Source organism: Roseiterribacter gracilis (genome assembly GCA_018332375.1).
In the GTDB taxonomy this organism is placed as follows: Bacteria; Pseudomonadota; Alphaproteobacteria; order BOG-932; family Roseiterribacteraceae; genus Roseiterribacter; species Roseiterribacter gracilis.
This window is the reverse complement of record BOPV01000001.1, coordinates 3,536,948-3,552,269: the sequence shown is the minus strand read 5'-3', so window position 1 is coordinate 3,552,269 and position 15,322 is coordinate 3,536,948. Positions and strand designations below refer to the sequence as shown.

At 65.6% G+C, this 15,322-nt stretch carries 20 protein-coding genes; 14 read left to right on the top strand and 6 right to left on the bottom strand.

Translation table 11 applies throughout. The features are described 5' to 3' along the window. The first annotated feature begins 30 nt into the window (after nucleotides 1–30). The 10 genes from TMPK1_RS17745 to TMPK1_RS17700 all read left to right on the top strand — a co-directional run bounded on the left by TMPK1_RS17745 (nucleotide 31) and on the right by TMPK1_RS17700 (nucleotide 8,289). Nucleotides 31–537, top strand: a complete 507-nt coding sequence (locus tag TMPK1_RS17745) for a type 4 pilus major pilin (protein ID WP_420244710.1) — start codon at nucleotides 31–33, stop codon at nucleotides 535–537. Nucleotides 538–608: 71 nt separating this feature from the next. Next, on the top strand, nucleotides 609–1,238 hold the full coding sequence (locus TMPK1_RS17740) for a hypothetical protein (protein WP_420244708.1): 630 nt from the start codon (nucleotides 609–611) through the stop codon (nucleotides 1,236–1,238). Between the two features lie 3 nt (nucleotides 1,239–1,241). Beyond that, on the top strand, nucleotides 1,242–1,808 hold the full coding sequence (locus TMPK1_RS17735; protein WP_420244706.1) for a hypothetical protein: 567 nt from the start codon (nucleotides 1,242–1,244) through the stop codon (nucleotides 1,806–1,808). Further along, the gene (gene pilV / locus TMPK1_RS17730) at nucleotides 1,798–2,796 is read left to right on the top strand and encodes a shufflon system plasmid conjugative transfer pilus tip adhesin PilV (RefSeq protein ID WP_420244705.1); all 999 of its coding nucleotides are present in this window, start codon (nucleotides 1,798–1,800) and stop codon (nucleotides 2,794–2,796) included. Before TMPK1_RS17735 ends, pilV begins: the two co-directional genes overlap by 11 nt. After that, a complete protein-coding gene (locus TMPK1_RS17725) occupies nucleotides 2,796–3,320 on the top strand; it encodes a hypothetical protein (RefSeq protein ID WP_420244704.1) in 525 nt (174 codons plus the stop codon). Before pilV ends, TMPK1_RS17725 begins: the two co-directional genes overlap by 1 nt. Before the next feature lie 96 nt (nucleotides 3,321–3,416). Continuing rightward, a complete protein-coding gene (locus TMPK1_RS17720) occupies nucleotides 3,417–4,370 on the top strand; it encodes an ATPase, T2SS/T4P/T4SS family (protein WP_420244701.1) in 954 nt (317 codons plus the stop codon). Beyond that, nucleotides 4,367–5,032, top strand: a complete 666-nt coding sequence (locus tag TMPK1_RS17715) for a prolyl hydroxylase family protein (RefSeq protein ID WP_420244700.1) — start codon at nucleotides 4,367–4,369, stop codon at nucleotides 5,030–5,032. Before TMPK1_RS17720 ends, TMPK1_RS17715 begins: the two co-directional genes overlap by 4 nt. 10 nt (nucleotides 5,033–5,042) lie before the next feature. Next, complete coding sequence (locus tag TMPK1_RS17710) at nucleotides 5,043–6,797, top strand: hypothetical protein (RefSeq protein WP_420244699.1); 1,755 nt, start codon at nucleotides 5,043–5,045, stop codon at nucleotides 6,795–6,797. Beyond that, nucleotides 6,794–7,597 carry a DsbA family protein gene (locus tag TMPK1_RS17705; RefSeq protein ID WP_420244697.1) on the top strand — a complete coding sequence of 268 codons (804 nt, stop codon included), beginning with the start codon at nucleotides 6,794–6,796 and terminating at the stop codon, nucleotides 7,595–7,597. Before TMPK1_RS17710 ends, TMPK1_RS17705 begins: the two co-directional genes overlap by 4 nt. Before the next feature lie 8 nt (nucleotides 7,598–7,605). Next, the gene (locus tag TMPK1_RS17700) at nucleotides 7,606–8,289 is read left to right on the top strand and encodes a prepilin peptidase (protein ID WP_420244695.1); all 684 of its coding nucleotides are present in this window, start codon (nucleotides 7,606–7,608) and stop codon (nucleotides 8,287–8,289) included. Here the strand turns inward: TMPK1_RS17700 and TMPK1_RS17695 are convergent. Further along, nucleotides 8,286–8,507 (bottom strand): hypothetical protein, encoded by a 222-nt coding sequence (locus TMPK1_RS17695; RefSeq protein ID WP_420244693.1) that lies wholly within the window; start codon nucleotides 8,505–8,507, stop codon nucleotides 8,286–8,288. The two genes, TMPK1_RS17700 and TMPK1_RS17695, sit on opposite strands and share 4 nt — an antisense overlap. 133 nt (nucleotides 8,508–8,640) lie before the next feature. Between TMPK1_RS17695 and TMPK1_RS17690 the strand changes: the two genes are divergently transcribed. Together TMPK1_RS17690 and TMPK1_RS17685 are read left to right on the top strand one after the other, a co-directional pair. Continuing rightward, nucleotides 8,641–9,834 carry a CaiB/BaiF CoA transferase family protein gene (locus TMPK1_RS17690; RefSeq protein WP_420244692.1) on the top strand — a complete coding sequence of 398 codons (1,194 nt, stop codon included), beginning with the start codon at nucleotides 8,641–8,643 and terminating at the stop codon, nucleotides 9,832–9,834. Continuing rightward, nucleotides 9,831–10,145 carry a DUF2293 domain-containing protein gene (locus tag TMPK1_RS17685; protein ID WP_420245684.1) on the top strand — a complete coding sequence of 105 codons (315 nt, stop codon included), beginning with the start codon at nucleotides 9,831–9,833 and terminating at the stop codon, nucleotides 10,143–10,145. The genes TMPK1_RS17690 and TMPK1_RS17685 overlap by 4 nt, the downstream gene beginning before the upstream one ends. Before the next feature lie 107 nt (nucleotides 10,146–10,252). On the opposite strand, the gene TMPK1_RS17680 is transcribed toward TMPK1_RS17685, so the two are convergent. Continuing rightward, nucleotides 10,253–10,504 carry a DUF1272 domain-containing protein gene (locus tag TMPK1_RS17680; RefSeq protein WP_420244691.1) on the bottom strand — a complete coding sequence of 84 codons (252 nt, stop codon included), beginning with the start codon at nucleotides 10,502–10,504 and terminating at the stop codon, nucleotides 10,253–10,255. Nucleotides 10,505–10,557: 53 nt separating this feature from the next. On the opposite strand from TMPK1_RS17680, the gene TMPK1_RS17675 reads away from it, so the two are divergent. Beyond that, entirely contained in the window at nucleotides 10,558–11,577 is a 1,020-nt protein-coding gene (locus TMPK1_RS17675) for a GlxA family transcriptional regulator (RefSeq protein WP_420244689.1), read from the top strand. Here the strand turns inward: TMPK1_RS17675 and TMPK1_RS17670 are convergent. Continuing rightward, nucleotides 11,574–12,170 carry a CGNR zinc finger domain-containing protein gene (locus TMPK1_RS17670; RefSeq protein ID WP_420244687.1) on the bottom strand — a complete coding sequence of 199 codons (597 nt, stop codon included), beginning with the start codon at nucleotides 12,168–12,170 and terminating at the stop codon, nucleotides 11,574–11,576. The two genes, TMPK1_RS17675 and TMPK1_RS17670, sit on opposite strands and share 4 nt — an antisense overlap. Nucleotides 12,171–12,282: 112 nt before the next feature. Here TMPK1_RS17670 and TMPK1_RS17665 point away from each other — a divergent pair, with 112 nt between their 5' ends. Continuing rightward, nucleotides 12,283–12,789: a lipocalin-like domain-containing protein gene (locus TMPK1_RS17665; RefSeq protein ID WP_420244685.1), complete on the top strand. Its 507-nt coding sequence runs from the start codon at nucleotides 12,283–12,285 to the stop codon at nucleotides 12,787–12,789. Here TMPK1_RS17665 and TMPK1_RS17660 read toward each other — a convergent pair. The 3 genes from TMPK1_RS17660 to TMPK1_RS17650 are packed head-to-tail and all read right to left on the bottom strand — an operon-like array spanning nucleotide 12,786 to nucleotide 15,282. Next, on the bottom strand, nucleotides 12,786–12,977 hold the full coding sequence (locus tag TMPK1_RS17660; protein ID WP_420244683.1) for a hypothetical protein: 192 nt from the start codon (nucleotides 12,975–12,977) through the stop codon (nucleotides 12,786–12,788). The two genes, TMPK1_RS17665 and TMPK1_RS17660, sit on opposite strands and share 4 nt — an antisense overlap. A gap of 9 nt (nucleotides 12,978–12,986) precedes the next feature. Further along, complete coding sequence (gene ispG, locus TMPK1_RS17655; protein ID WP_420244681.1) at nucleotides 12,987–14,114, bottom strand: flavodoxin-dependent (E)-4-hydroxy-3-methylbut-2-enyl-diphosphate synthase; 1,128 nt, start codon at nucleotides 14,112–14,114, stop codon at nucleotides 12,987–12,989. A 37-nt stretch (nucleotides 14,115–14,151) separates the two neighbouring features. Next, a complete protein-coding gene (locus TMPK1_RS17650) occupies nucleotides 14,152–15,282 on the bottom strand; it encodes a helix-turn-helix domain-containing protein (RefSeq protein WP_420244679.1) in 1,131 nt (376 codons plus the stop codon). Nucleotides 15,283–15,322 lie beyond the last annotated feature (40 nt).

Sequence of the window (15,322 nt, the reverse complement as noted above, 5' to 3'; positions counted from 1 at the left end):
TGAGCCAGTCGAGCGCGAGGACATAAACGAATGCTCGAACGACTTCTGGATGTTGCCGTCTATGCGCTGATGGCGGCGCTGGTCGCGATCGGCGTCGGAAAAATTCTCGACCAGCGCCGCGACGCGCAGACGATCGCCTGGACTGAGTCGGTGACGCGCGCAATGGAACGGCTCGCCGCGACCAGAACCGGCTACGCCACCAATGCGGCGACCGATATGACGGCGGAACTGATCGGCAGCGGCCTGTTGCCAACCGCCATGATCGACCGCAACAGCAGTTCGGCGCCGACGCTGCGCAATGCTTTTGGTGGCGCACTCACGGTCGTCGCCGACCCAGGCTCCTTCGTCATCACACAGGACACGGTGCCGCCGGGCTCGTGCATCGCGCTCGTCGGACGGGCGCGCGATTGGGCGCAAACGATCTGCGTCAACGGCACCTGCGTCGGCAGCGCCACCGCTGATACCGCCTGGGCTAGCCAGCGATGCGACCAAAGCAGCGGCCAGAAGAATATCGTTGTTGTTACGATCGTTCCGTAATTGCGCAATTCTCTGTATTGCAGATTTTCTCTCTTTCGCTTAGCGTTCGGCCGGCCACAGGAGGCGGAGCCATGACGTTCAGCTTGGATTCGGTACGCATTGTTGGACATCGGCGCACGCGGCGCGGTGCGTTGGGCACAATGGACACGTTGCTTTCGATTACCGCGGGCGCGCTGTTCCTGATCGGCTCGATCACGATCTTCAACAAGGCGATGTCGAAGACGGCGGAGCGCACGATGGCCAACCAGGCCACGATTATCGTGCAATCGGTGCGCAGTTTTTATCAGAACCAAGCCTCGTACGGCGATGCGACCGTCGATTGGGCGTCGGGCGATGCAAGCCAGCCCACCATGACCGCGTTCGATATGACGCCGGTTCTGGTGAAGTCGAAACAGCTGTTGAATGAAATGAACAACGGCACCGGCCTACGTAATGCGTTCGGCGGCTCCTGGGTCGTCAACGGCATGCTCGACGGCTTCGCGATTACCGCAACCAACATCCCGGTCGAGAATTGCAGCGCGATTCTCGCGACCCTGAACACCAGCGACCTGCGCCAGATGCGCGTCGTGTCGGGCACCGCCGGCAATGCTTGCATCGAGGGCGGCACCTCCGCCTGCCCCGCCACGCCAGTCGGAATCACCAATGCCTGCGCGGCCGGCGTTGCCGGTGGCGTCACCACCATCCGCCTCGTCTATCGCTGAACCATGTGGGCGTGGGCCGCATTGCTGGGCGGTCTGGCGGTGGTGATCGCCGCCGATCTTGTCGGTGGTGTGCCCGCGAACGAACGGCGCGACGTCGGTCGCCTCGGCAGCGAGAGCAATCTCAGCCCGCGCGATCAGCGCGCGCTTGCCTTGGCGCGCAACTTTGCCGATTGGCACCAGGCGGCTGCAATCATCGCGCGCAGCGGCGCACCGCCCGGTGAAATTCCTGACCCGCAGATCATCGCGATCTTGCCGAGCTCGTACGCGAAGGCAGGCGCCTGGCGCAGCGTGATCGACAGCGACCGGACCGTGCGCACCAGCGACGACGGCGCGACGATCGCGGGGATCGCAGTTGGCGGCGGTGCCGTCGGACGCTTTCTTGCAGCGACGGTCGGCTATACCGGCCTGGCCGGCGTCGGCTGGGAGTCGAGCATCGCCGAAACGCGCATCGACACTGACGAGCGTGCCGACCTGACAACACCGGTCCTCACCAGCGCCGCCGCAACCGGCCGCCCGGTGCGTCTGACCGTGCGCGACAACATCGACCCGAGCGACAAGAATGTCCCATGAAGCCGGCCGCGCGCGCCGCGGCAGCCTGTTTCTGGAAGGCGCGATCGCCATGGCGGTGATCGCCGTCGTGTTCGGAATTCTAGCCTGGCGCCAAACGCAGACGACGCGCGATGCGCGCGACGCCGCGGCGGCCGCGGGCTTGCGCACGGTGCAACAGGCGATCTCGACGGTCATCACGCGCAACTTCGCCGCGATCACCGGCGCGATTGCCAACCAATGCATCATCCATACGGCGTGCCCGGCGAATTCCGCCGTACGCTTCGGGTTGACCAACACAATACCGGGGCTGGATTTCTCGCTGGTTGATTCCGGCCTGCTGCCGCCGGGCTTCGCGCAAACCAACGTGCACGGCCAGACCTATGAGATCTGGCTCAAAAAAACCGGCCCGGCGCAAACACCGTCGCCCATCCAACTCGAAGGGTTGGTTCTGACGCGCGGCGGCACGCAGCTCAGCGATAGCCGGGCAACCGAAATCGCGACGCGCGCGGATGCCAGCGACGGCGGCATCGTCGCAGCGAATGGCTTTGCCAATGGCGCGTATGGCGGCTGGTCGATCAATCTGCAGAGCTACAATGACGGCGCAACCATGCCGTCGCCGGGCGCAGGTCACGTCGCCGCCCTGTTGCGCGTCGACGACAGCCGCGCCTTTGCCGACTACATCCATCGTTTTTCCACCGGCACCGGCGCCGAGCCGCAGACAATGCATACGTCGCTGCTGATGAACGCAAATTCGATCACCGGCGCGGATGAAGTGACGGTGCGGTATTCGCTGCAGTTCAATCCGGATGGTATCGCGGTCGGCGGCATCTGCCGCTCCGACCAGGTGGGCCGTATCGCGGGCGTCGCGGAGGGCGATCCCGTCGTCTGCGTCACCGAAGGGCCACCGGTACCTGGCAATTTCTGGCGCAACGTCGCGCTGGTACCGCGATGCTCGCCGGGTCAATATCTCAGCGTCGACTCTGCGCATCGCATCGTTTGCACCCCGTAATGCGAAGCCGCGCCGGCTGGAGCACCACCGACGCGATGCTAGCGATCGCCGTCGGCGCCGTACTGACGGTTGGATCGGTCAGCCTGTTCGAACGCGGCGCCGCGCGCGTGCGCGAGCAGCGCTTCACACAGCAAGTCGCGACCTTGGCGCAGGGCGTACGCAGCATCTACGAGAATGCGGGTGCGCCGCCTTACGGTCCGGCCGGCAGCGTCGACATCACCGCGCGCCTCTTCGCGCTGGGACTTGGCACGCCGGACAGTCGCATTGCGAACGGATACCGCAATCCATACGGGGGCGCGCTGACGGTTACGACGGACGGCCCGTTCTTCACCGTCACCAGCCAGACTCCCGCCGACGTGTGCAGCGGCGCATGGCTGAAAGTGCCGGCGCTGCACGGGCTGCGCATCACCGGCGGCGCTACGTCGGCCGATCTGTTCGCGCCATTCGATGCGACGGCGCAGACCACGATCGCGACCGCCTGCAGCGGTGCAGGGCCGTTTTTCGTATCGTATCGTTTCCAATAGATCGCGTAATTACGCGCTCTTCCTTTTTCCTCTTTTCGTCACCTGCGAAGCCGCGTAGGGTCGCGCTGCAACGAGGTGCGGCAGGCAGGCGACGGAATGGCGATCAAGGATCACTTCTTCGCGGACGCGTATATCAACGCGTCTAGCGACGGGATGTTGAAAGTCTCGGGTCAAGGCCTGATTCGCATGCCCGACGACGCAACCAATGAAGCGCGCGGCCTGGCGCGCGATCTCGGCAAAGAATATTCGGGCAAATACCGCGAACGACAGATCACCGAATTCGCCGTGAAGCACGACGAAGTCGTCTATCGCGTCGCGGTGATGGAGCTCGACGACAAAAGCCTGTGGTTCGTGCTCCGCCGGCAGGAACACGCAATCCGCAAGCTGCACGAGATCGGCTTTCCCGAATCGGCGCAGCAACGATTGATCCAGCTGGGCCAGCAAAGCGGCTTGCTGGTTCTGTCGGGTGCGACGGGATCGGGCAAAACCACCACCGCCTGCGCGCTCGGCATCAAATATCTCGAAACCTATGGCGACGTGCTGCTGACGATCGAAAGCCCATGCGAGCTGCCGATGTATGGGCCACACGGCTATGGCTATTGCTTCCCGACCGAGTGTCGCGAAGACGAATTCCACAAAGCGCTGGCCAAGGCGCTGCGCATGCATCCGCGCTATATTCTGTTGGGCGAGATCCGCTATCCCAACGCAGCACAGCAGGCCTTGCGCGCCGCGTTGTCGGGCCATCTCGTGATCACCACGATTCACGGCGGCGACCCGATCCAGGCGCTGCAATCCTTGCTGCAATATGCCGGCGGCGAAGATCCCGATCACACAGCCGGACTGCTCGCCAACGGCTTTCTCGGCATCATCCATCAGGACCTGATCGGCAGCCCCGCACGCATGACGGCGGAATTCCTGCTCGCGGTCGATGAAGACCGGACGCAGATCCAGAATCTGATCCGCACGCGCAAGATGGAACAGCTGAAGACGATGATGATGAAGCAGGCGACCCTGTTCGGCCTGCGTACGATGGGCGCGTTTCGCGCGTGACCGCACCAGCGACGCTTTCGCACGCGCCGCTGCTGCATCCGGCGCTGGTCGACTCGTCGACCGGTTCGCGCAGTGATTTGATCCGGCGCTGGCCCGGCTTCCTCGCGCAGGACGATTGCGAAGATCTGATCGACGGCGTCGATCCGACACGCACCTGGCGTCACCGGGTGATGGATCCGCGCCAGCCGGGCGGCCGGCTCGATCCCGCGATCCGCAACGCCAAGTCCGCCGACACAAGTCTGGTGCGACGGTCGATCCGCAGCCTGCTACAGCGTGCGGTGCACGAAAAGATTCAGCCCAGCTTCGGCGTCGAGATCGAATGGATCGAAGAGCCGCAACTGCTGGTCTACGAAACCGGCGGTCACTACGCGCCGCATCCCGACACGGCGCAGGGCCGCATGCCTGGGCTGCGCGATGCCGATCGCGACGTCAGCGTGATTCTCTATCTCAACGATGCGTTTGAAGGCGGCACGCTTCTTTTCCCCGAGCTGCAGGTCGAAATCCAACCCGCGCCCGGCCTCCTGGTCGCGTTCCCGTCCGATCCGCGTTTCCTGCACGGCGCGCTACCGGTCACGCGCGGCATCCGTTTCGCGATCGTGACCTGGATGAAGGCGACCGGCACCGTGCAGTCGGCGCCGCCGCCGCCCAGCTTCGCGCCGTAAGAGTCGACCGATGAGTCTCGCGCTCGCCGACGATCCCGCCGCCGATATTGAAGACGCAATCGACGCCTTTCGCGCCGGTCGCATCGTACGCGCCGAGCGGATTGCGCGCGCTGTCTTGCAGCAACGGCCGGACGAGCAGCGCGCACGCTCGCTGCTGGCACTGTTGTTTCCCGAAGAAGTCGCAGCCCCCGCGCTGCTGCCGCCCGCCTACGGGCTGCGCCCAGCCGACGCGCCGCCGATCGAACGCGACGCACCGCAAGACCCGTTGCAAGTCGCCGATGCCCTGCGCCGCAGCAGCCGAACCCGTGCGCGCGCCTTCCTGCAACAACATCTCGACCTGCACGGCGAGGATGCAGGGGCACGTCTGCAGGCCCAGCGTCTCGCCAGCGAAGCGGGCGCGTTCGATGTCGCGCTGCAGCTGACCCCCGACACGCCACGCGCCGATCCCGACAAGCAGCGGAAATTCGCGACCAACCTGCTGCGTCTCGGTCTGGCGCGTCAGACGCACGTACAAGGCGAGCTCGACGACGATCTGCCGAATTTGTTTCTGGTCGCGCTGGCGCGGTTCGAAGACATGCAGCCCGCCGCCACGCGCATCACGATCGAGACGATGGCGCGGCTGGATCCGACCAGCGCCTGGACGCGGCTCGCCCGCGCACTTGCGGCGATGCAGGCGGGCGATCAGCAAGACGCGGGGTTTCAACTGGCGCAGGCGCAAGTCGCTGCCGAACAACAAGCAGCGCGCGGTACCGCGCATCCGTCTCTATCGCGCTTCGTCGCGCTGTTGTCGGGCTGGTTCGGCAGCGACGACACGCATGCGCGCGCCGAACGCATGCGCACCGCCATCGACGGCTTGCCGCAACTGGCGCGGTGGCGCGGCCGCGTGCGTCGCCTGGTACCCGAACAGATTCCCGACTGGCAGGTCGCCTGGATTCTGCGCGACGACGTCATCGACGCAATCGATGCCGGCGTTGCGCAGATCACCCCGGGCGAGATTGCGATCGATATTCTGCCGGGATCGGGCCTGACCTCGCTCTTCGCGGCGCTGGCCGGCGCGCAGGTCTTTGTTCTGGTCGGCCATCCCGGCCAAGCCGCCGCGTTGCAGAAATTCTTCGACGAGAATCTGTCCGGCGACGCGCGTACGCGCGTGCAGCTGCTGCAGACGGGCATCAACCTGCCGGTCGATCGCACCGCATTGGACGGCGCATCGGCCGATTGGATTATCGCCGAAGCCGCACCGCCCTGCATACCGCATGCGCGCTTGTTCGAAAGCGCGTCCTATTGGGCGGCGACGTTGGGAACCCCGGCGACGCGCTTTCTGCCCGAGGCAATCGAATTCGAAATCGCGCTGGCGAAAAGCGCGCGGCGTCCGTGCAGCAACCGGCTGACCAAGCTGGGCAGCGTGCAACTCGGACAGTTCGCCTGGTCGGGCGCGTCGCTGCGCATCACCGAGCAAGCTGATCCGATCGTGCAAGCGCCGCTGAGCATGCGTATCGCGCTCGGCACTGTGCCGGTTGGGGAGCTGGTGCAGCTTGGCCGGGTCGGCGACGCAACCCACGTGCAGATCCGGCAGACGCTGCTTTATGGCGGCACGCGTCTCGACGGCGCGATTCTGCAGCTTGCCTTCGAACCGGTCGCCGACGCGGCCGACCGCGTGCCGACGGCGCCCGCCGCTGACGCAACTGCAGCGGTGTTGTTGGCGCCGGACGATGTTCTGGCCTTCGCCACCGCAGCCGTACCGTCCAACGAGGAAGTTTCGACATGAGCGTTTTACTCGAGCCACCTGGCGAGTCACCGCGCCCGCGCCGTTGGTCGGTGGCACTGGGAACCGCGCTTGCGCTGGCAGCCGGCCTGCTGGTCGCGCTGGCCGAACAACAGCGAATGCTGCCCGCACCAACAGCAGCACCAACCGCGCAGATTGCGCCCGCCGAGTTCGAGCAACGCGTCTTCGCCGCGATGAGCCAGCCCGGCTTCATCGAACGCGCGATGCAGGCAGCCAACCAAGGGCGCGAGCGCGAGAAGTCGCGCACCTGGCGCGCCGCGCTTGCGGCCGAGCCGGCGCTGCTCAATCCGCGCGGCCCGTTCACGCTGTCCTTCGGCCCGACCGAGACCAAACGCAGCGCGCTGGTCTTCCTCGATTACAACTGCCCGCATTGCCGGCATCTGGAACAAGACCTGACCAAGTTGCGCGCGCGCGAAAGCGACATTCGCATCATCGCCATGCCGGTTGCCGTGTTGCGCCCGTCGAGCAGCACCGCTGCGCTATCGGTACTCGCGGCAGCGCGTATGGGCAAAGGTACCGCGCTGCACGAAGCCTTGTTGGCACAGGACGGCGAAGTCACCGATGCGATCGTGCGCCTGTCTGCCGATCGCATTGGCCTGAACTGGGACGAGCTGCTGCGGATGCGCAACAGCGACGAGGTCAAAACCGAAATGGCGCGCATCGCGGTGCTGGCGCAGCGTTTCGCGGTGCAGGGAACGCCCGCCGCCTATCTGTCGTCGGGCGAAGTGATCAGCGGGGCGGCCGGCCCGGATCGATTCCTGGCGGCGTGGGCGGCGAAATGAATTTCGACATGAGCTTTGCTTGGGCTGCCGCCATTGCGGTGTCGCTGTTGCTGCTGTGGAGCCTGCTTGAAGGCGACGCGTGGCGCGAACGCGCCTGGGCGATTTGCGCCGGTGCGTCGGGCGCACGCGATCGCGGTCCCGCAACGCGTCGCGCGCTGCACCGGATCCTGTTTGCCGGCGCGTCCATTCCGTTGCTGCTGGGATTGTTCGCCACCCACAACATTGTGGCACCGCGCACATGGATTGCCGCGCTGCTTGCGCTATTGGTCGCGCATGGTCTGACGATCGCAGCGACGATCGACGAAGGCGCAACTGAGATTCCCGATGCGGTCACGATTCCGATCCTGACGTTGGCGCTGCTCGCCAGCGGCAGCGGCGCGCTGGACGGCGCGTTCGTGACGCCGCGCGCCGCGATGTTCGGCGCAGGCGCGGGATTGGCGCTGGGTGGATTGCTGCCCGCCAGTTTGGGACGCGGCCTGCAGGCGGTCGGGGGCGCAGATGTTCTGCTGCTGGGTGCGATCGGCGCAATGATCGGCGTCGCTGGATTGGCGGTCGCGGTGATGATCGCCGGGATCGCGACGGCGCTGTTGCGTCCGTTGTTACAGCGGGGCGGCGGGGCGCTCCCCTACGCGCCCGGTCTGGCGTTGGGATTTGGTCTCGGCGCCGCGGCTGCGAGCTGGCTCAGCGTTTAGCGCGCGGCGGTCTTCGTCGCGGCGCTTTGGCCGATCAGGGCCAGCGGCTTCGCTTTCGCCTTCGGCACCGGCAGTTGATCGGCCGGCATGCTGACCTCGGTCGCGGTTGCCTGCGGGCGCCAGGGCTTTTTGTCGGCCGACGGCGCGTAGCTCCAGGCACCAACACCCAGTGAAACGACGGCAATGAAGGTCGTCGCGGTAGCAATTTTTCCCAGCATGATTGGCTTCCTTGTCCCTGCGACCGAAACAACCCGGCTGCGGCCAATTGGTTTCGGTCACGCTGCGCGCGGCGGCCTTGCGCCCGGCGCGGGCTCGGATTAGCGAGCAAAAGGAACTTTCGGGGATACGGGAATGCACCGGCCGCTGGCAGGGCTTCGGATCATCACGGTCGAGCAGTACGGCGCAGGGCCGTTCGGCTCGATGTATCTCGCCGATCTCGGCGCTGACGTGATCAAGATCGAAAACCCGTCTTCGGGCGGCGACGTCAGCCGCGCGACCGGGCCGTATTTTCTGGGCGAGAACGACTCGCTGTTCTTCCAAACCTTCAATCGCAACAAGCGTTCGCTGACGCTTGACCTCAAACAGCCAGACGCGCGCGCGGTATTTGCAAAGCTCGTCACCAGCGCCGACGCGGTGATGAACAATCTGCGCGGCGACCAGCCGGCCAAGCTCGGCCTCGACTACGCGGCGCTGGCCAAGATCAATCCGAAAATCGTCTGCGGACATTTGTCGGGCTATGGCCGCGAAGGTCCGCGCGCCGCGTGGCCTGCCTATGACTATCTGATGCAGGCCGAAGCGGGGTTTATGGAAATGACCGGCGATCCGGCGCACGAACCGACGCGGTTCGGCCTGTCGATCGTCGACTACATGACCGGCGTCACGACCGCGCTGGGTTTGCTCGCCGCCGTGTTCGGTGCGCGCAACAGCGGCAAAGGCGGCGATGTCGACGTCACCTTGTTCGACACCGCGGTGCATCAACTGACCTATCCCGCGACCTGGTATTTGAATGAAGGCGACGATGTCGGCCGCAAAAGCCGCAGCGCGCATCCATCGACCGTGCCGTGCGAGATCTATCCGACAAAAGACGGCTGGGTGTTCGTGATGGCGATGTTGCCGAAATTCTGGGAAGCGGTCGCGACCGCGGTCGGCCGCCCAGAACTGGCCGACGATCCGCGCTTCATCGACGCCAAGGCACGGCGCGAACATCGCGTCGTGCTGGAGACCGAACTCGATCCGCTGTTTCGCGCCAAACCAACCGAAGACTGGCTGCGCTTGTTGCAAGGAAAATGCCCGATCGCACCGGTGCTGACGTTGGGCCAGGCGCTCGACAATCCGTATCTGCGCGACACCGGCTTGATCCAGACGCATGCGCACCCCGCCATGCCGGACATGGAGATGCTGGCTTCGCCGATCAAAATCGACGGCGTGCGCATCAACGACACCAAACCGGCGCCATCGATGGGCGAACATACCGACGAGATTCTGGGCGAGCTTGGCTATGATGCAGCCGCAATCGCCGCGCTGAAAAAGAGCAAGATCGTCTGACCCCCAATCGCTTACCCAGGGATCGAGACATCGCGCAGGCGCTGCGGCGCCTGTTTCCGCATCTCGAAGACCGTGACGAACGCGCCATCGTCGATCGCGCGCTGGGCTCGCGCGGCTTGCGTACCGCCTCGCCCGAAGCAGCCGCGTGGTTAAGCGCCGTCGCCTATGCGCGGCACAGTTTCACCGACTACGACCAGATGCTCAGCGACGGGTACGACCAGGAATCAGCGCGCCACTTCACGCTCGAGGCGCTGAACGACGTGCTGCGCGGATGGGGTGCACGGCGCGTGGTTGGCGCCAACGAAGACTGACGCTTTAGCGTCATCCCCGCGCAGGCGGGGATCCAGGAGTATCCACGAGGGAACTCCACGAACTCCAAGCACGACAACCTGGATCCCGCTTTCGCGGGGATGACGAATTAAGCCGCGCGCGAACCACACGGCGCCGCGCGCAGCACGCGCTGGGTCGAAGCCGGGCTCTTCAGAAGCTTCTCGGCTGGCCGGATCGGGCGCGCGACGAAATTGCCGCCGCAATTGGGGCAGACGCCCGCGAACACGCTCTCCACACAGTCGGCGCAGAAGGTGCACTCGTAGGTACAGATGCGCGCCTCTGCCGAGTCCGGCCGCAGGTCGCGGTCGCAGCATTCGCAGTTGGGGCGCAGCGCCAGCATTCGAACCTCCATTATTGACGCGGCCAGTCTGCCCGGGTCAGGGTCTGGCTGAAATGTCAGCTAGCCCTCGTTCTCTGCCAAGCGCCGCCGGGCGCACGATTGCGATCGTGCTGTTCGACAATGCGCTGGCGCTGGACGTGACCGGGCCGGGCGACGCATTCGCCACCGCCAATCAATTCGCGACCGCGCGCGACCGTCCATATCGGCTCGTCTACCTGTCACGCAGCGGCGGCAAGATCCGCACGGCTGGCGGGCTGGTCGTGCAGACCGAACCGGTCGCGGCGTTCGATCTCGCCACGCTCGATACGCTGATCGTCGCGGGCGGCGTCGCGATCGAGCAAGCGGCGCGCGACGCCGCGCTGCTCGACTGGATCCGCACCGCATCGCGCCGGGCGCGGCGAACCTGCAGCGTCTGCACGGGTGCGTGGCTGCTGGCAGCCGCCGGCCTGCTCGACCGCAAACGCGCCGCGACGCATTGGAGCAAAGTCGACGCGTTGCGCGCCGCCTATCCGAAGGTGCGCGTCGAACTCGATCCGATTTATGTGCGCGACGGAAAGATCTGGACGTCGGCGGGCGTGACGGCAGGCATCGATCTGGCGCTGGCGCTGATCGAAGACGATTTCGGCGCGCAGCGCAGTCTGGCCGTTGCAAAAGAGCTGGTCGTGTTTCTGCGCCGCCCCGGCGGTCAGGCGCAATTCAGCAACGCGCTGGCGGCGCAGGCGCAAAGTGCTGCGCAACAAGAGCACGCGCGGCTCGACGCGGTGCGCGACTGGATGCAGGACCATCTGGCGCGCGATTGCAGCGTCGAAACATTGGCCGCGCGCGCCGGCATGGCGCCGCGCAGCTTCGCGCGCCATTTCGCAGCCCGCTTCGGCACGACGCCGGCAAAGCGCGTCGAAGAGTTACGGCTGGAAGCGGCACAACGCGCGCTGCATGACGGCGATGCAGCGATCAAGCAGATCGCAGCGCGATGTGGGTTCGGCGACGAAGAACGCATGCGCCGCGCCTTCGTGCGGCGGTTCGGTGTAGCACCGTCAGCCTATCGCGCGCGGTTTCGCGGCGAGTCGACTTAGGTCGGCGCCGCGCGTTTACGGCGACGAAACTCCGCGACCTTGGCGCGGTTGCCGCAACCCGACATCGAACACCAGCGTCGGTCGCCCGACCGCGACAGATCGAGAAACAACAGCGCGCACGTCTCGGACTCGCACTGGCGAATGCGATCGGCCTGCTCGGCGCCGAACAGGCGGATCGCTTCATGCGCCAGCGACGTCAACAAGGCGCGCGCCGATCCGAGCAAGCGCATCTGCCCGTCGCGATCGAGCTTCAAGATCGCCGCCTCGCCTGCTGCGATCCGGTTCAGCGCGTCGAGCGCGCCGACCGGCGGTGCCGTACCCTCGATCCGCGCCACCGCCACCGCGTAGATCGCTTCGCGCAATTGCTTGGCTGTTTCGAGATCGTCCTGGGTCACGAGCAGCGCCGACGCCGTCAGGCCGGCCGCGACAAGCCAGCGGCTGAGGTCGCTCGGCAGCGCAAGCAGCTCGCGCGGAGTCGCCTGACGTCGTGCCGCCAAGGTCGCCGGGAAATCCAGCGCGACATGGCCGCCGCGGAAGCGGAATCCGTCACGCGTGTCGGACGCTTTGGCTTGGGTGGGCTCGCTGCTGGCCATGGTCGTGCTTAGCCGCCTTTGGTTCTTCTTACAAGTAACCCTATTGACAGGTTACGTGCGATGCGCAAAAAGCGGAAGTAACCTGCCTATAGGGTTACACATGGAGATTGGCATGATCGATTGGTTGCACAAGCTCGCCAGCGTCGGGGTTTTGTCGCTCGCAGCGCTTCCGGTCCCGGCCCGCGCGGTCGAGCCGCCGCTTTCGCTGGTCGGCACCTGGATCATGGACTCGGCCTACGAAATTCGCGCCGACGGCACCCGCGTGACCGCCTATGGCGAACATCCGAACGGGTTGCTGATGATCGATGCGCAGGGGCGCTACACGCTGCAGATCTTCCGCATCGGTCGCGCCACCTTTGCGACCGGCGACAAGACACGCGGACAGCCGGACGAGTATCGCGACGCGTCGCTGGGTTCGAGCACGCATTTCGGCCGCGTGCAGCTCGACGCAGAAAAACAGCAGCTTGTGTTCGATGTCGAAGCGGCGTCGTTCCCCAACTGGGAAGGCAAGCGGCAAGTGCGCGACTATCGCTACGAGAACGGGTTGTTGACCTACAGCGTGCCGGCGAGCGCGTCGGGCAACGGCACCGTCGCCTATTCGATCTGGCGCAAACTCTAACGTCGCGCCCGCTCCCACGTCGCCGCGGTGGCAAGCATCGCGACGACGAAGAGTGCCAGCATCAGCCAGGAAAACGCCCAGCCGTTTTCGAGTACGCCGCCGAGCGAAATACCGACGCTGGCCCCGAAGGTCAGCATCGCCAGAAAACAGAGAATGAAAACGGTCGCGCTGAAGATCCGCGCCAGCATGACGGCGGATTACTCCGCCGCGTCCGCCAGCTCGGCTTTCTTCGCTTCGATCTCGGCGGCCTTCGCTTCGACCAGCTTCACGAGATGCTCGACGATGTCTTCGTCTTGCAAACGATGCGCGGGCACGCCGTTCAGATAGACCTGGTGCGTGCCCTTGCCGCCGCCAGTGAAGCCGACGTCGGTCAGTTCGGCTTCGCCGATCCCGTTCACGATGCAGCCGATCACCGACAGGCTCATCGGCGTCGCGATATGCGCCAGCGCTTGTTCGAGACGCTCGACCGTCTTGATCACGTTGAACTGCTGGCGCGCGCAAGACGGGCAGCTGATCACGTTGACGCCGCGATGACGCAGACCCAGCGACTTCAAAATGTCGAAGCCGACTTTGATTTCTTCGACCGGATCGGCCGACAGCGAGACACGGATCGTGTCGCCGATGCCCGACCACAACAACATGCCCATGCCGATCGACGACTTCACCGTGCCCGAGCGCAAACCGCCCGCTTCGGTGATGCCGACATGCAGCGGGTAATCGCACGCGTCAGCCAGGCCCTGATAGGCAGCGACGGCGAGGAACGGATCCGACGCCTTCACGCTGATCTTGAACTCGCGGAAGTCGCCGTCTTCGAGAATGCGCGCATGGTCGAGCGCGCTTTCGACCATCGCTTCGGGGCACGGCTCGCCGTACTTTTCCAGCAGGTCGCGTTCGAGCGAGCCGGCATTGACGCCGATGCGCATCGAACAGCCGTGATCCTTGGCGGCCTTGATGACTTCGCGCACGCGATCGGCCGAACCGATATTGCCGGGATTGATGCGCAGGCATGCAGCGCCCGCTTCGGCCGCTTCGATCGCGCGTTTGTAGTGAAAATGAATGTCGGCAACGATCGGCACTTTCACCGCGCGCACGATCTCTTTCAGCGCCGCGGTCGACTCTTCGTCGGGGCACGAGACGCGCACGATGTCGGCGCCGGCCTCTTCCAACTCGCGGATCTGGTTGATCGTCGCATTCGCGTCCGACGTCAGCGCGTTGGTCATCGACTGCACGCTGATCGGGGCGTCGCCGCCGACTTTCACCGATCCAACCGAGATCTGGCGAGATTTGCGTCGCGCGATATCGCGCCAGGGACGCAGGCCGTTCATCAGAATTTCCTCGTTAAGCCGACCAAACCGGCCGGGTTCAATTTGGAGCAGGCACGCGCGACTGCAAGCGCGCGGGATCCAGACTTACACTTTTCAGCACTTGGCCCACCGCACCCAGGCTGCGGGTTTCCTTGCCGTCGACCAGCACCTCGATGCCGCCGGCATTGCCGACCGTCATGCTGAAACCGGGTTCGCTCGGCGCGTAATAGATCTCGCCAGCCTTGAGCACACGGGTGAAGACGGGCTGGCCGGTGCCGTCGCGCACCTGGACCCAGCTTTCCTTGGCAGCACGGACCGCGACCCGGCTTTTGGCCGGTTCGGCGCCGTAGGTGCCCGGGGCCAGGACCGGCGCATCGGGCTTGATCAGGGTCGGCACCGGGATCGCGGCGCCTGCCGCTTCGGCGGCGCTCAACGTCGAAGCCGGAGTCGGCGCCGCACCCGGGACCGGGTCCGGGGTCGGAGCTTCGCCTTCGCTGGGCTCGGCCGGCTTCATCACCAGCTGGGCCGAGACGGTCGGGGTCGAGCGCATCACCGGCTGCGGATTGACCACCGGCAGGGTCGGATCGGCGATGGCGACCGGACCGCTCGAGGCGGCCGGGACCTGGACCATCGGGGCGATTGGCGGGGTCGGCTGGGTTTCGGCCGGACGGTCGTTGCCGACCAGGCGGGCCAGCCGCTCGGGCAGGGGCGGGACCAGATCGGCGACATGCCGGTCGGTGGCGCGCAGCCACCACCAGCCGCCATAGATCGCCGCGGCCAACAGCACGCCCAGCAACAACAGACCACCGGTGGGCGCACGCCGTTCGCGGATCGCGACCGGGAAAATCAGCTTGGGCTTGGTCGCCGCGTGGGCCGCTTCGGCCTTGAAACGCTGCACCATCTGCTCGCCGGGAAAGCCCAGAAATTCCGCATAGGACCGGACGAATCCGATCGCATAGGCAGCGCCGGGCAGACGGTCGAACGCGGCGTCTTCGATGGCTTGGAGATTGACCGCACGAATGCGCACCGCATCGGCAACGTCGTGAATCGACAGGCCGCGCGCTTCGCGTCCGGCGCGCAGAATTTCGCTGACCGTGCGCGGTGCCGCAGGCGCGCCGTCGGCAGCCGGCGTTTCCGCGTCGGCCTGGACGACTTGCAATTGCAGGCGCTTGGACGTGCGATCCGCCATAAGGGTGCCGGTAGCCGAAAGATCTCGGGAAACAGAGGCC